This is a genomic window from Okeania sp. SIO3B5 (genome assembly GCF_010692555.1).
Lineage (GTDB): Bacteria > Cyanobacteriota > Cyanobacteriia > Cyanobacteriales > Microcoleaceae > Okeania.
Window position 1 is genome coordinate 1 of the sequence record NZ_JAAHHG010000210.1, and the last position, 16,046, is coordinate 16,046.

Genomic DNA, 16,046 nt, shown 5'->3' on the forward strand with positions numbered 1-16,046 from the left:
CAATACCATTGGATTTTCCCCAAATTTATCGATCAATAATTTTGGTGAAAAAATGGATTTTTCAGAAATTCCGTTGATCAGACCTAGATTCTTTGGGAGCTTTTCCCTACCTCCACCCCGAAAAATCCCCCGTTTTTCCTAACTTTTCCCCAAATTCCGGTAATGTTGCCCTCAATTCTCAATCATATCGATTATTTATTTGACTTTGAAACAGCCCTGCCTTAAAAGGCTATCCCTTATAAGGAACTCCTGAAAACCTTGTGGGAAGCAGGGGAGCAGGGGACCCACCCCTCGCCCCTCCCCCTCCCAGGAGGCAGGGCTGTTTTAAAGTATTGTAACTAAGGATGCGCGGGAGAATGGGAGTAATGGGAATAGTGGAACAGTGAAATTTGCCAAAATTTGCCGATTTTTCAGCGAATAAGCGTCTTTAAGCTCTGAGAGAATATTTGGTCCAACGCCGCTTAAAAGCCTCTATCCCCGTGTCTGGTGTGTCTCCGCGTCCCCGTGTCTATCGAGAATGAAACAGCCCTGCCTCCCAGGAGGGGAGCAGGGGAGAAAGGAGAAAGAATCATAGTAGATAGGAAAAACTACTTAAGTTATCAAAAAAAATGTACTTTTTAGTACACTTTTTCTCTGACAAAAATCTTTTAAAGACTTGAACATAACTTGTCTATGCGTGTCAATTTTTATGTTAAGAAAGATGTTTATAAAGCATAGCTTAAAAGGGGAGGTTTTAGACCACAATTTCTCTGTAAATATCATATTACCTAATGAAGTCATATTTTTCCAAATATTTAATTGATTAAATATAGTATTTATACTTAGTTTAAACTGTTTTATTGTAGTCCTAATTGGTAAGCATTCAGCTATTAGTGGTCAGCTATTCCTAGGTCATGCTGCGCAAACAGCTTTTTAATGAATGAAGCAAGCATTGGTTTAATTTCTACTACATTCTCAACCAGATATTCGTACTCTGAAGCTTTGATAAAATTGCTTTTTTCTCCTTTAAAGGTAATAAAGCTGATAACGCAGTTCCGACCATAGGAGGCTAGCTGATAACGCAGTTCCTCCGACAGGAGGCTAGCTGACTACTGAATGCTTACCCTAATTGCATAATTTTTATCGCTTAATTGAATGCCAAAACGCTTGTTCAATAATGGATAATTGATAATGGATAATTGATAATGGGTGCATCTCATAGCAAGCAAAAATACTTTTTTCCTATATATTTCCTGTTCCCTGTTCCCTGTTCCCTGTTCCCTAAAAGCAATAACTTTTTGGCTTTATTCACGCATTGAGATGCACCCTTGATAATTACCTCTCCCTAAAAGGAAAAGGATTGAATAAAAAGAAATTATTTTCTTGTTTATCCTTTAAAAGAGAGGCTTTAAACCTTAATTATTCCGTAAATAACTTGATTATATTTGTTTTTTTACTCAATTTTTTTAACAGTTTCTCTATGGCAGGTACTAGCCTAGTTACAAATCGATTTTTTTTGTGAATTATGTGATTTTTACTTGATAATATTTTTTTTATTATCAAAAAAATTGTTACTTCTTCAGCATTCATCTGATTTTTATAAATTCTTAAATCTACAATTAATTTTACTTACCTACTTACTAAAAAGCTGTACAGAGAAAAATCCTAATACGTAAGCATTCAGCTATGAGCTTTCAGCTCTCAGTAATAAAACTCTGCTCTTAAAACTATACTTTATAAACACCTTTCTTAAGATAAAACTTGACCAAACAGAGAAGTTAGAAGTTATGTATTTGCTATTAAATCAATTTTTGCCTTCTTCCTTCTTCCTTAGCTGATAGCTGATAGCTGACTGCTGAATGCTTACCCTAATACTTTGCTAACTTTGCATCAAAAATTATATCTAAATAATATAGAACCCCTAACCGTATCTTCATAAATATCAAGTTTTTTTAGCCTTGAGTAAGGAGACAGGAGTTCATTAATTGATAATGGATAATTGATAATTGATAATTACCTCGGGTTTTAACCGTTACGGAATTGAATATCAGGAGATATTATTTTTTTTTCCCCTTAAAAGGAGAGACTTCAAGGCGCGAATTGTTTAATTATTAATAATTAATAACTGGAGAGTACAAAGTTATCCCAAAAAACGATTTGTTTTTAAGACTGAAAGTATTACTGGCAAAGGCTTACAGCACTTACAGCTCTGAATAAAAAGTTTTTAACCTTTAGATCGCTGAAAGCCTTAGCTAGCAATAGTTATTCCAAGAACTTTGCACTGTCTAGTTAATAATTAATAATTAATAATTCGGTAAGAGGGAAGAGAGAAGACGTGGGGAGAGATAGTACAAAAAAATCAACACTCCTTCAGATGATTTTTTCTCAAAATTGATGCGTGAAAAGACTTGACTACCACAATTATATAGATATCAAATGGGTTCTATAAACAGTAAATTGATCTATAGCAATCAGGAATCAGATGTGAGAATTGAGGTGTTAATTTGAAGTATAGAATATAGCAGTTATCTTAATTCTTATGTATTAGTTTTTTTTCTTCTTCCCTATTCCCTATTCCCTATTCCCTATTCCCTATTCCCTCCATACCTAAAACAAAAGTCTCCAATATCTCACAACTAAAATCATATTGCTATAGAAAAATCCATGATATTCTTAAGCTTGAAACTATGTGCTAAAAAACAGTCACATACACAGACTCCTAATTAAACACAAATTTATGCAACTAATTGATTGGCTGATTGTTTTAATATACCTCATCTTAACAATGTGGATGGGACTATATCTTTCTCGCAAAGGCTCAAAAAGTTTAGCAGACTTCTTTGTTTCTGGGCGATCGCTTCCTTGGTGGTTAGCTGGCACAAGTATGGCAGCTACAACTTTCTCTATAGATACTCCTCTCTACATTACTGGAGTTGTAGCTAACCGAGGAATTGCTGGTAATTGGGAATGGTGGATTTTTGGTATTTCTCATGTAATAATGATCTATATTTTTGCCAGAATGTGGCGACGTTCCGAAGTAATTACTGATGCGGAATTAACTGAACTTCGTTACGGTGGAAATATGGCTGCTATTCTCCGGGGAGTTAAAGCTTTTATCTTTGCTATTCCCATGAATTGTATTGCCATTGGTTATGCTATGTTGGCGATGGTTAAAGTTGTTGAAGCATTAGAAATTTGGCAAAATTTAGGCATTGATGCTAGTGAAAATAATCTCAAATTACTAAGCGTTATTGGTGTAAGTATTTTTGTCTTAATTTACGCTGGTTTATCCGGTTTATGGGGAGTAGTTGCCACAGACTTTTTCCAATTTTTCCTAGCATTATTTGGTGCAATAATTGTCGCTTTTTTTGCTGTTAATAGTGTCGGTGGTATCCAAGAATTAATAACAAAAGTTCCTCAAGTAATGCCAGACAAAGATATTTTATCCCTTTCACCTTTAACTATTGGTAAAAATGGCGATACTTTGATTAGTTTTAGTAAAACAGCAGGCATAACTGCCAGTACATTTTTTGCTTATATTGCCCTTCAATGGTGGTCTTGGCGACGAAGTGATGGAGGTGGAGAATTTGTACAAAGATTTGCCGCAGCTAAAGATGAAACAGAAGCAGAAAAAGCAGCCTGGTTATTTAATATTATGCACTATGTTATTAGAACCTGGCCTTGGATTTTAGTAGCTCTAGCATCCATTGTAATTTACCCTAATTTAGAAGACCGAGAATTGGGTTATCCCAAATTAATGATTGAATTTCTTTCCCCAGGAATTTTAGGTATAGTTGTTGCCTCTTTAGTCGCTGCATTTATGAGTACAGTTTCTACCTCAATTAACTGGGGAGCTTCCTTTATTACTAACGATCTATATAGAAGATTTATTAAACCCGATGCGACTCAACCACAATTAGTTTTAGTGGGGCGACTTTCCTCTCTATTAGTAACAATTTTAGGAGGAATTGCAGCATTTTTAGCAACAGATGTAGCCACAGTATTTAGATTAGTAATAGCTATAGGTACAGGTTCAGGATTAGTATTAATTTTACGTTGGTTTTGGTGGCGGGTAAATGCAGCAGCAGAATTAACAGCTATTGTCGCTAGTTTCTTTGTAGGGATGACAACAAGTTTAGTTCCTGCTTTGAAAATTGAAGACTTTGGTTTACGAATTATGTTTATTACTGGCACCGTAACATTACTCTGGGTAACAGCAATGTTTTTAACCCCACGAGAGTCTGATGCAACTTTAGAAGAATTTTATCGACGAACACTTCCCGGTGGCCCTGGTTGGAAACAGCAAAGGATGAAAACAGGTTTATCTCCAGCACAGGATTTGGGAAAAGATTTACAAAAGGTACTCGCATCTATACTATTATTATTTGGGGCACTCTTGGCAACTGGTGGTTTTCTGTTGCTCAAACCAAACATTGGCTGGATATTCCTAATTATTGGAGTTCTCGGTTGGGTTTGGTTGCGACAGCTCAATAAATCAAAAATTTTGCCAATGCCAAGACCAGGATTAGATGATGATGATTTTGTCTAGTCAGGAGTCATGAGTCAGGAGTCAGGAGTCAGGAGAGAATACTGCCTACTGCCTAATCCCTCTTACAGAAATTACAGCAGATTCGGTGGTATATGAAGTACAGAGATTAACAATTAAATGAATGCAAGTGTGGGCATCTTGCCCGCGACGGGTGTACCTCATTAAAGTGGAATCTGCTGTATCAATTCTCTTCCCCTACTGCCTACTCCCTCTTACAGAAATTATCAATTCTTTTCCCCTACTCCCTACTCCCTACTCCCTACTCCCTACTCCCTATTTAATACAAAAACCATGCAAATCTTTCGTCAATATATTGCTCCATTCATAGTTGTAATCATATTTTTACTCGCTATGGTAGCAGTCAGCGCTCGTATCTTTTTACCAGGGGATCTGGCAGCACCAGCTCCCACAGAGGAATTAAGTTATCCTCAAGAAGAAGCAATGCTATCCATACCCAATGTTCAATTCTGGTAATGTTCAGTGGTTAGCAAGTTAATTTCAAATTACCAACTTCGTAAGGGTTCCGGTATAGACAGAGCAATGCTGGTTAAATTTATGCATCGGACTTATCAAGAACTTTTCCCAGAGCAAAATTTTAGCCATCTTGCCAAAACTGTCGATCGCTACTTGTCAACTCAAACTCCTATTTGGTGGGTTGAGGTGATAGATAAACCTGCAACTTCACCAATAGGTTGTCTGTGGTTGGGGAATGCTATTGATCAGGTAGAGGGCGATCGGGTAACTCACATATTTCTGTTGTATGTTTCCCCACCCCATCGACGACTTGGTATCGGTTCAGCTTTAGTTACTCATGCAGAAAATTGGGCAAAAGCTAGGGGCGATCGGCAAATTGGTTTGCAAGTTTTTGTCTCTAACCAACCCGCTCTTAATCTTTACCACAAGTTAGGTTTTCAGTCTGAGTCTATGTTGATGGTGAAATCTTTAAGAATTTAGAATTTAGTCAGGGCTAGACAGGGATTTGGCCACGGATGTACGGATGGATATTTTAGTTATCAGTGGCAAGGTGTATCAGTCTACGACTGGACTAACTCTTAATCCGTGTATCCGTGCCATAATCCGTGTCTTGCATGGATATTTCGGTTATCAGTGGCTTTGTTGTCAGTTGTTGGTTAATAATACCGAACTCAGGGCTAGACAGGGATTTGGCCACGGATGTACGGATGGATATTTCAGTTATCAGTGGCAAGGTGTATCAGTCTACGACTGGACTAACTCTTAATCAGTGTATCCGTGCCATAATCCGTGTCTTGCATGGATATTTCGGTTATCAGTGGCTTTGTTGTCGGTTGTTAGTTAACAATACCAAACTCAGGGCTAGACAAGGATTTGGCCACGGATGCACGGATGGATATTTCAGTTGTGCGTTAACAATACCGAAGTCAGGGCTAGACAGGGATTTGGCCACGGATGTACGGATGGATATTTCAGTTATCAGTGGCAAGGTGTATCAGTCTACGACTGGACTAACTCTTAATCCGTGTATCCGTGCCATAATCCGTGTCTTGCATGGATATTTCAGTTATCAGTGGCTTTGTTGTCAGTTGTGAGTTAACAATACCGAACTCAGGGCTAGACAGGAATGCAACATTGAAGGTGTGTCAGTCCCTACTAGACTAACTCTTAATCCGTATATCCGTGCCATAATCAGTGTCTTGCCACGATCGCCCCATCACCCCATTTTCTAATGCATCATTTAAGATGAAACAGTCCAGTCGGGTGCGCTGATGAAATGTAACGCACCGTCTATCCCAAATATTTCGGTGCGTTACTACTACTAAATCCTGATTAATAGATAAAAAATATGAATCTGAGTAAACGTGACATATTGCAACAATATCAACAAGGTGAACGAAATTTCCAAAGAGCTAATCTTAGAGGTTTGTCTTTTAAGGGAAAAGATTTGTCTGATGCAGATTTCAGTTTTGCTGATATTCGGAGTACTGATTTTAGTGGGGCAAATCTGACGAGGGCTAAGTTTTGTGGAGCTAAGGCAGGGTTACAGAAACGTTGGGTGATGGTTTTGCTTGCTGGTGTTCTTGTTTTAGTTGTTATATCAGTTATTTTGAATCTATTCAGTTTAATTTTTAAATTACTAATATTTGATTCAAGTATAAAAAATCAAGTCGCTGCTTGTGTTTCCTTAATTGTGATTATTATGCTCTGGATAACATTTATATGTTATAGAATAGAAGACGTAGCCGTAGTCGGAACTGGAATATTAGCTTTAGCCGCAGCCATAGCCGGAGCCTTGGCGGTAGTCGGAGCCGGAGCCTTAACCGGAACCGGAGCCGTTGCTGGAGTTTTTGTCGCAGCAGGAATCTTAGCTGTAGCCGTAGCTTTTGTTATAGCTTTTGCCGTAGCCGGAGCCTTGGCGGTAGTCGGAACCGTAGCTTTTGCCGTAGCTGGAGCCTTTATGGTAGCCGTAGCTTTAGCCGAGATCGTAACCGGAGCCTTTGCCAGAGCTTTTGCTGGAGCCTTTGCCGTAGCCTTCGTTCAGACACTCTTAAGTAGTTACGTTGCTTATCAAGCAATGAAAGGAGATGAAAAATACTCTCTAATTCGTAGCGTAGCTATTGCCTTTGCTGCAACAGGTGGAACCTCTTTCAGAGATGCAAATTTAACTGACACTGATTTTACTAATGGTACTCTTAAAAGTACAGATTTTAGAGAGGCTAATATAACCCGTATTTGTTGGAAAAACACCATCAAACTAGACCGCATACGACCAGGTGAAACTTACCTACAAGATGCCAAAGTCAGAGAGTTAGTCAAAACTGGTGCAGGTGAAAACATCAATTTAGATCGCTCAAACTATCTCCAAGGAATAAATCTCCAGGGAGCAAACCTAACTAATGCCAGTTTCATAGAAGCGAATCTCAACTCAGCAAACCTCCAAGATGCAAACCTTTCTCGTGCCAAATTAGTAGGAACATTTTTAGACCAAGCTAACCTCACAGGAGCAACCTTAACCGGAGCTTTTCTTGAGGACTGGGGAATAACTACCACCACTAAACTAGACGGCATCAAATGCGATTATGTTTATATGCGCCTGCCTCCAGAAAAGAGACCAGACTTTCTCAAACTTCCACCAGAAGAAAGTTTGGATGAGCGTGTGCGCCGAAAACCTGCCGATGAAGATAAAAATTTTGAAGAAGGAGAATTTGCAGAGTTTCTCAAACCTTTAGTGAATACCTTAGACCTTTATCATAATCAAGCAGCAGACCCCCGAATAGCTGCATATTCATTTGATAAACTACAAAAAGACCATCCAGAAGCAGAAATAAAAATGCGTTCTATGGAGGTTCGAGGGGAAAATAACGACAAATTATTGATTAGAGCTGACACTACACCTGAAGCTAACCATTCAGTATTAGATAAAGAATATTTCGATACTTACAACAAATTAAAAGCACTTTCAGCAGAACAACTTCGAGCAGTATTAGCAGAGAGAGAAAAAGATATTGAATGGTATAAAGGTGTATTAAGTGCAGCAGTTAATCGCCCTAGTGTTAATATAGAAAAAAATAGTAATCAAGGAGATTTAATTATGTCAGAAAGTAGTGGAGACCACATTCATGCTCAAGAAATTCATGGAGCAGTTGCCAACAAAGAAAAAATTGATGGTTTCGCTGGTAGCGGAAGAGAAATTTATGGTTTAGCTGGTAAAGGAGAAATTAAAGACTCAAAAATTGCTCATACAATTAACGAATCTCAAGAACAAAATTTAGCACAAGCAGCAAAAGATATTCAAGAATTATTAGAGCAACTTGATAAAACTTACCCGTCAGATACAATGCCAGGCAAAATAAAAATTGCTGAAGAAGTAATTACACAAATTGATAATAATCAAACAAAGGCAGAAAGAATATTCAATGCCATAAAAGCAGGTGGAGTTGCTGCCTTTGAACAATTTCTGAATCATCCTGCTAGTAGCTTTGTTATTGCAGCGTTAGAAGATTGGCAAAAGAGTAAATAGGGTTTGAGGAGTCAGGAGTCAGGAGTCAGGAGTCAGGAGAAAACTGGGTTTATTTCTCTGATTATTTGTTCAAAACACGAAATTTCCTTAACAAACTCGGTTTCTTATTTAGGTGCGTCAATTTTAGATAAAAAAGTTCATTATGATAATTTTCAAGAGACAGAAATTACTTATAGCAATTATCGAATTGATGAGGTACAGCTACGATCCCCCTAAATCTCCCTTGAAAAGGGGGACTTTGAAATTCCCCCCTTCTTAAGGGGGGTTAGGGGGGATCTAATATTTGTACCTCACAGATTAAAAAATTGCTATAACTTTATACAATGACTAAAAAAAAAGTAAATATTAGTAGTAAACGTATAATTGGAATTGCTCTCATCGATGAAGTACACCTACGATCCCCCTAAATCCCCCTTGAAAAGGGGGACTTTGAAGTTCCCCCCTTCTTAAGGGGGGTTAGGGGGGATCTAATATCTGTACCTCACAGATTAAAAAATTGCTATAACTTTATACAATGACTAAAAAAAAAGTAAATATTAGTAGTAAACGTATAATTGGAATTGCTCTCATCGATGAAGTACACCTACTATCCCCCTAAATCCCCCTTGAAAAGGGGGACTTTGAAGTTCCCCCCTTCTTAAGGGGGGTTAGGGGGGATCTAATATCTGTACCTCAACGTATAATTGAAATTGCTCCCAGTCATTTCAGTTATCAGTTATCATAGTTAAACATACAGAAATCACTCAACTTCATCAATGACAAAAAAGACAAAAAAGGTTGATATTAGTAGTAAACGTATAATTGGGATTTCCCCCAGTCGTTGGGTAGAATGGGTGAGTGGAATTGCCAATGTTACCGTCAAAGAAATAGCTTCTTCAGACTTCCAATGGTTAAGTCGAGAAGGAGATGTTTTAGTGAGTGTTTCAACCCCAGAACATGGAGAATTTATGGTTCTCAATGAAATCCAATTAAGGTATGACACAGAAATGCCACGTCGGATGCATGCTTATGCTGCATTAGCAGAAGAAAAGTACAAAAAACCCGTTTATCCTGTATTAGTTAATATTCTCCAACCAGGTCCAAAGACAGAAATAGTCAACAGTTATAAATCAGAATTTCTCGATGTGAGGGCGTATCAAAACTATCGAGTTATTAACCTCTGGGAAGTAGAGGCAGAAGCAGTTTTTCAACAACCAATTCCCTCCTTACTTCCTTTTATTCCTATTCTGAAAGGTGGAGGAAAAGAAGCAACTGTGAGAAAAGCATTGCAACTTTTACGAGAGGATGAACAACTCTTAGAATTAGAAAATTTACTCGCATTTTTTGCTACATTTGTGTTAAAAACGGAAATAATACAACAAATAATGAGGTGGGATATGGCAGTATTACAACAATCTCCTTGGTATCAACAAATCTTACAAGAGGGAATTGAAATTGGTGAACAACGTGGTGAACAACGTGGCGAACAACGTGGAATTGAAATTGGTGAACAACGTGGTGAACAAAGAGGAATACTTTCTGGAATACTTTCTGGAATAGAAATCGGATTAGAATTGAAATTTGGCGAACTAGGAAAAGAGATATTTTCAGAGATTAATACTATTGAAAATATTCAAGTTTTAGAAACAATTCTGACCTCTCTCAAAACTGTGGAAACTATCGATCAATTACGCCAAATTTATCTTAAATAGGGAGTAGGGAGTAGGGAGTAGGGAACAGGGAACAGAAAGTATCTTAAATTCTTAGTTTCAAAGAAATCATATTCCCTTGGCTACTTAACTTTAAGGAAATTTCGGATTTTCTTGTCTCCCCCTCCCTATTTCTGGAGCTACTGAATAACTCATAACTAAACTGCAATGACTGAACAACCTGATACTAACTCCCCAACACCTAATTCTGAACAGTCCGCTCAACCGACTGAAGATGTAAAAACAGAATCAAAAAAAGACTCTTGGAAAAATCGTATTACTGAAGCTTGGAATGATACCAGCAACCGTGTAATGAAACTGTTACCCGTAGAACGGGCAGCACAAACATTAGTAGAATGGTTTAGCGTTGATGAAGCCAAAATAGCCGAAATATTAACAAAAGTACGCGCCGAACTTCCCACCACTGAAGCACTATTAATAGGAAAACCCCAAGCAGGTAAAAGTTCCATCGTGCGTGCTTTAACAGGGGTTTCCCCAGAAATAGTCGGTCAAGGTTTTCGCCCTCATACCCAACATACCGAACGTTATGCTTATCCCTCCGACGATTTGCCCTTATTGATTTTCACTGATACTGTGGGGTTGGGAGATGTCAAACAGGAAACACCAGTTATTATTGACGAACTCCTTGGAGAGTTACAGCAGGAAAGCAACCGCGCCAGAATTTTGATTTTGACTGTAAAAATCAATGATTTTGCTACCGATACATTACGACAGATAGCAGAACAGTTGCGACAAGAATATCCAAATATTCCCTGTCTTTTAGCAGTAACTTGTCTCCATGAACTTTATCCTAACCCTACTGATAACCATCCCGAATACCCTCCAGAATATGAAGAAATTAACCGTGCTTTTACTGCTATTCAGGAAAATTTTGAGAAATTGAGCGATCGCTCTGTACTTATAGATTTTACCTTAGAAGAGGATGACTACAATCCTGTATTTTATGGTTTAGAAGCATTTCGAGATAGTTTGGCAGAATTACTTCCAGAAGCAGAAGCACGAACAATTTATCAATTATTAGACGAACAAGCAAGCAAACAACTGGGCAATATTTATCGAGATGTGGGGCGACGTTACATTTTATCATTTACTATTATGGCAGCAACCGCAGCAGCAGTACCTCTACCTTTTGCGACAATGCCAGTATTAACAGCTCTGCAAGTATCGATGGTAGGTTTATTAGGAAATTTGTATGGGCAAACAATATCGCCATCTCAAGCAGGAGGGGTTGTTAGTGTGATTGGTGGCGGTTTTGTTGCTCAAGCAGTAGGGAGGGAGTTGATTAAATTTGTGCCTGGGTTCGGGAGCGCGATCGCAGCTTCTTGGGCCGCTGCATATACTTGGGCGTTAGGTGAAAGTGCTTGTGTTTATTTCGGAGATTTGATGGGAGGGAAAAAACCAGATCCAGAGAAAATTCAGGGAGTGATGCGGGAGGCATTTGAGTCAGCGAAGGAACGGTTTAGAAATTAATGGATAATGGATAATTGATAATGGATAATTATGGTACTTTTGAGGATGGTGAGGTACAGTTGAAGATTAATTTATATCCAGTGTAAGCCTGTAACCAAAATTGTAAGGCTTCCAGCCTGTAACCAAAATTGTAACACAGGCTTCCAGCCTGTAACCAAAATTGTAGGCTTCCAGCCTGTAACAAGCAGGATGCTTGTGTTACCAAAAATGTATGATAAAAAAATCAGGAGTCACAAGACATAGATCTATAGACTCATTTACTTTCCTTAGTTTCTTCTTCCTTCTTGATATAATTTAGTATGTCCTAAAAGACCAAGAACTGTAGATATCATGCCAAACAATCCTTTCTTCCCTGCTGGCCCTGTACCTCCAGAATATTTCATCGGGCGAAAATCTGAACTTCGATTTGCTTTCGATCTAATTTCTAAGAATTCACATGGTGCTTTTTATGGTAGCCCTGGTATGGGGAAGTCATCACTTCTCTATCTTCTAACTTACCCTGAAATTTGGCAGGATCAAGGACAAGACTACTCAAAGTCATTTATTGTTTATCTCAACTGCACTAATATCAATCCTTTCACACCCTATGCTTTTTGGCAGGAAGTCTTAACTTTGTTGAAAGAAGAAGTTGAGGATAACGATGAATTAAAAACTGTTATTGATGAGGTCTTGGAAGGAGACACTATTGAGAAAACGGATATCCGTCAGATACTTAGGAAAATTGGCAAGCAGGATAAAGATAAATTCCTGCTGCTACTAATTGATGATTATGATTCTGCTCTCAAGACGAATACCGAATATACAGAAGTTGAAATGATGACGTTTTTGAGCGAGTTTCGTAATCTGGCAGTAGATCCAAAAGCAGGGCTGCATCTCCGCACTATTGTAACTACATTCAGGCGATTGAATGAACTCGCAGCAAAACTTTCTCTAGACGGCTCACCTTGGTATAACCACTATACTTTCCAACTAATGAAACCTTTCTCAAAGGCTGAAGTTATGAAGGAGTTTTTCACCTCCAGTTCTCCCCGTTTCATTAGAATTAAACAGAGCTTGCAAGAAGAAATCTTGAAAATTACTGGTGGACATCCAAAACTACTTCAAAATGCAGGATATCTCCTATATGAAAGGCTTCAGGATGGAAAAATAACTGATATTGAGACATTTATTAAAGACTTTCAAAGTCGAACGGAACAAATTTTCCAGAACATTTGGCAATTCTCCACAGATGAGGAGCAAATCCTGTTAATGTTAATAGCTTTGTCTCGTTTAGAAGGTAATTTGGGTAAAAAAAGTTTTGCTTTGAGAGGTATTGAAAGTTTTTTTAGTCAGAAAGCAAGGGAGCTAATAGACTTAGAGGAACGGGGGATAATTAAGAAAATTGAAGAAGACTGGAAAACTGTTTATGAATTTACTTCTTCTATGATGGAATGGTGGGTACTCAGGGAAATAGAAAATAGTGATGAGGCAGAACTCAAGAAGCGAAAGAAAGTATTTCTCAGGTTAATGAGTCACGAGCAGGTAGAGGGAATTACTAAAGTAATTAAGCAGACATGGCAGCATCGGGAGGTAGTCGAGTCATTTGTTAATATAATAGGTAAGTTTTTAGGCAACCCCACCTGAGAATCAAATGATAGTAGGAAGGAAGTGATGGTATGACTGCTTCAATTACTGGACAAGACAATCCTTATATTATAGGTGTTCCAATTCACGAACCGGAATCTTTTTTCGGGCGAGAAGACCTCTTTCTGTTTATTAAGGATAATTTGAAGCAGAATGCCAAAGTGATTTTACTTCATGGTCAGCGGCGTATTGGTAAGTCCTCGGTATTGTTGCAAGTTCATAACTTTGTTCAGCTAGAACAGTTTTTATTTGTTTTCCTGTCTCTGGAAGGCAAAAGCAGGAAATCAGTTAGTGATGTTCTGTATGAAATTGCCTCAGAAATTCTGGAATATTTGGAGGATGAATTTGAGCTGGAAGTCGATGGGGTTAGGATTCCATCTAAAAAGGAATTACAGAAAGAACAAGAGCTTTTTTCTGAAGTTTTCTTAAGGCAAGTCTTTGAAGTAATAGATGGCAAAAATTTAGTTCTTTTATTAGATGAATTTGATGTTTTAGGCGAACACTCTCAAGATACAGCCAACACTCACTTATTTCCCTATTTAAAATCCCTTGTTGATGAGCAAAAAAAGCTTTTTATCATTCCAGTTGTGGGACGACGGCTTGATGATATGCCGAATTTACTGGGTTTGTTCCATGAAGCACCTAATCAAAGAATTGGTTTGTTGCCAGAACAAAATGCGGAGAGACTGATTACTGAACCAGCTCAGGGTGTGTTGGAATATGAGCCTGGTGCAATTCAGGGGATTCTGGAGCTATCAGCAGGGCATCCTTATTTTACCCAAGTAATATGTTTTGCACTCTTTTTCAAAGCAAGAGAAGAAGGGCGATCGCTTGTGACTGGTGAAGATGTAGAAAGTATTGTCGGTAAAGCGATGGAGAATAGTGAAGCTGGATTAGCATGGTTTTATGATGGACTGCCTATCCCGGAACGAATTGTATTTTCAGCGGTAGCAGAAGCTCAACAAATAGCTACTGGAAAAGCAGAATTTGTTGTGGAAGACCCGTTGACGGTGCTGAGAAAGTATGGAGTTATCCAGACAAAATCGTTGATTCAGGCAGGAGAAAGATTAAAGGAATGGGGTTTCTTGGATTTACTGAAAGTTTCAGAACCTCCCCAAAAAGTCTCCGCATACACAGTGAAAATCGAATTAGTCCGCCGTTGGTTATTAAAGCGACATCCTCTAAAACAAGAAATACGGGAATTATGGGAATCGCAAATTCCAAAAATCGTCAACTACTTCGATTTGCGTAAAGATTTCAAGTTAGAACCTGTTGACTCTGCCGATAAATCTGTTGATGAAAATCTCCCTTGCCCTTATCGGGGTTTGTTTTCATTTAGTCCAAGTGATGCTGAGTTCTTCTTTGGACGTGAGGTATTTGTAGAAAAACTATTTGCTGCAACTAAAACCCGTAATTTTATAGCTTTGTCGGGTGCATCAGGAAGCGGAAAATCTTCGGTGGTTTTAGCAGGACTGGTTCCGAAACTCCTACAAGGAGGTAACTGGGTATTCACTCACTTCCGTCCTGGTACTGACCCTTTCTATGCTTTGGCACAAGCACTCATTCCACTTCTTCGAGCAGAATTAGATGCTACTCAACAAATAATGCAAGCCAGACAGTTAACTCAATCCTTTGCTAGTGGTTCCCTTTTGCTTAAAGATGTTTTTGCCCAAATTAAAAAAAATTACCCCAATTATCGGGTACTTGTCATTGCAGACCAGTTTGAGGAACTCTATACCCTTTGTAGCGATGAACCAACCCGTCGCCAGTTTCTTGATACCCTCTTAAAACCCTTTCAGTTTTTGGAAAAATCCGCTTCATCAACGGTGTTAGTCACTATCCTGCGAGCCGATTTTTTAGGAAATGCCCTTTCCTATCCACCCTTAGCAGATATCTTGCGAAAAAGTAATTTCCTGCTAAGTCCAATGAACTCAGAGGAACTGAGAGAAGTTATTGAAAAACCAGCCCAAAACTTAGGAGTCAGTTTTGAATACGGACTGGTGGAGAGAATTATTAAGGATGTACAACAAGAACCGGGAAATTTACCCCTCTTGGAATTTGCCCTCACGGAACTGTGGCAAAAGCGCACTCAGTACAAATTAACTCACAGTGCTTATGAAGAGATTGGGGAAATCTCTGGGGCGTTAACCCGCTATGCCGATGAAAAGTACGATCGACTCAGCGAACAGAAAAAAGAACAAGCCCGTCGCATTTTTTTGCAGTTGGTGCGTCCTGGTATAGGAAATGAGGACACCCGACGAGTCGCAACCAAAGAAGAATTCCAGGAAAGCGATTGGAAGTTAGTCCAAAAGTTAGCTGATGCTCGGTTAGTAATGACCAATCGATCTGTTGTCGCTGGACAAGAGCAAGAAAGTGTCGAGGTTATCCATGAGGCTCTGATTAGCAACTGGGGTCAACTTAAACAGTGGATGGAAACTGACCGAGAATTTCGGGTATGGCAAGAGCAACTACGAATAGGGATACTTAAATGGCAAGAGACGGGGCGAGATCAAACGGCATTGTTACAAGGCGTGCAGCTAGCGGAGGCAGAAGATTGGCTACGGAAACGTCCAGAGGAACTGAGTCCATTGGAGCAGGAATTCATCAAACTGAGCATCATCAAGCGGAGCGATCGCCAAAAATCAGAAAGAATAAACAGCTCCTATCTAGTAATAAATGAGGGTGAACCAGTAAAAAAACATATCACTTTTCCGATAAA

The 16,046-nt window shown here is 38.7% G+C and carries 10 protein-coding genes; all 10 read left to right on the top strand.

The features are described 5' to 3' along the window. Positions 1-2,716: 2,716 nt before the first annotated feature. Positions 2,717-4,528, top strand: a complete 1,812-nt coding sequence (locus tag F6K54_RS23965; RefSeq protein WP_293082926.1) for a sodium:solute symporter family protein — start codon at positions 2,717-2,719, stop codon at positions 4,526-4,528. Between the two features lie 291 nt (positions 4,529-4,819). Then, on the top strand, positions 4,820-5,002 hold the full coding sequence (locus F6K54_RS23970) for a hypothetical protein (protein ID WP_293082929.1): 183 nt from the start codon (positions 4,820-4,822) through the stop codon (positions 5,000-5,002). Positions 5,003-5,068: 66 nt separating this feature from the next. Next, entirely contained in the window at positions 5,069-5,482 is a 414-nt protein-coding gene (locus F6K54_RS23975; RefSeq protein WP_375341999.1) for a GNAT family N-acetyltransferase, read from the top strand. A gap of 25 nt (positions 5,483-5,507) precedes the next feature. Further along, positions 5,508-5,768: a hypothetical protein gene (locus F6K54_RS23980; protein WP_293082933.1), complete on the top strand. Its 261-nt coding sequence runs from the start codon at positions 5,508-5,510 to the stop codon at positions 5,766-5,768. Next, a complete protein-coding gene (locus tag F6K54_RS23985; protein WP_293082936.1) occupies positions 5,710-6,096 on the top strand; it encodes a hypothetical protein in 387 nt (128 codons plus the stop codon). The genes F6K54_RS23980 and F6K54_RS23985 overlap by 59 nt, the downstream gene beginning before the upstream one ends. Before the next feature lie 254 nt (positions 6,097-6,350). Next, positions 6,351-8,525, top strand: a complete 2,175-nt coding sequence (locus tag F6K54_RS23990; protein WP_293082939.1) for a pentapeptide repeat-containing protein — start codon at positions 6,351-6,353, stop codon at positions 8,523-8,525. 755 nt (positions 8,526-9,280) lie between these two features. Next, the gene (locus tag F6K54_RS23995; RefSeq protein ID WP_293082942.1) at positions 9,281-10,216 is read left to right on the top strand and encodes a transposase; all 936 of its coding nucleotides are present in this window, start codon (positions 9,281-9,283) and stop codon (positions 10,214-10,216) included. 165 nt (positions 10,217-10,381) lie between these two features. Further along, entirely contained in the window at positions 10,382-11,704 is a 1,323-nt protein-coding gene (locus tag F6K54_RS24000) for a GTPase family protein (RefSeq protein ID WP_293082944.1), read from the top strand. A 330-nt stretch (positions 11,705-12,034) separates the two neighbouring features. Beyond that, the gene (locus F6K54_RS24005; RefSeq protein WP_293082947.1) at positions 12,035-13,327 is read left to right on the top strand and encodes an AAA family ATPase; all 1,293 of its coding nucleotides are present in this window, start codon (positions 12,035-12,037) and stop codon (positions 13,325-13,327) included. Between the two features lie 32 nt (positions 13,328-13,359). Further along, on the top strand, positions 13,360-16,046 hold a 2,687-nt coding region (locus tag F6K54_RS24010; protein ID WP_293082950.1), incomplete at its 3' end, for an AAA family ATPase.

Coding starts and splice junctions, on each gene's coding strand:
- F6K54_RS24000 (WP_293082944.1), top strand. CDS start 10,382: ATGACTGAACAACCTGATACTAACTCCCCAACACCTAATTCTGAACAG.
- F6K54_RS23970 (WP_293082929.1), top strand. CDS start 4,820: ATGCAAATCTTTCGTCAATATATTGCTCCATTCATAGTTGTAATCATA.
- F6K54_RS23995 (WP_293082942.1), top strand. CDS start 9,281: ATGACAAAAAAGACAAAAAAGGTTGATATTAGTAGTAAACGTATAATT.
- F6K54_RS23965 (WP_293082926.1), top strand. CDS start 2,717: ATGCAACTAATTGATTGGCTGATTGTTTTAATATACCTCATCTTAACA.
- F6K54_RS24005 (WP_293082947.1), top strand. CDS start 12,035: ATGCCAAACAATCCTTTCTTCCCTGCTGGCCCTGTACCTCCAGAATAT.
- F6K54_RS23975 (WP_375341999.1), top strand. CDS start 5,069: ATGCTGGTTAAATTTATGCATCGGACTTATCAAGAACTTTTCCCAGAG.
- F6K54_RS23990 (WP_293082939.1), top strand. CDS start 6,351: ATGAATCTGAGTAAACGTGACATATTGCAACAATATCAACAAGGTGAA.
- F6K54_RS23985 (WP_293082936.1), top strand. CDS start 5,710: ATGGATATTTCAGTTATCAGTGGCAAGGTGTATCAGTCTACGACTGGA.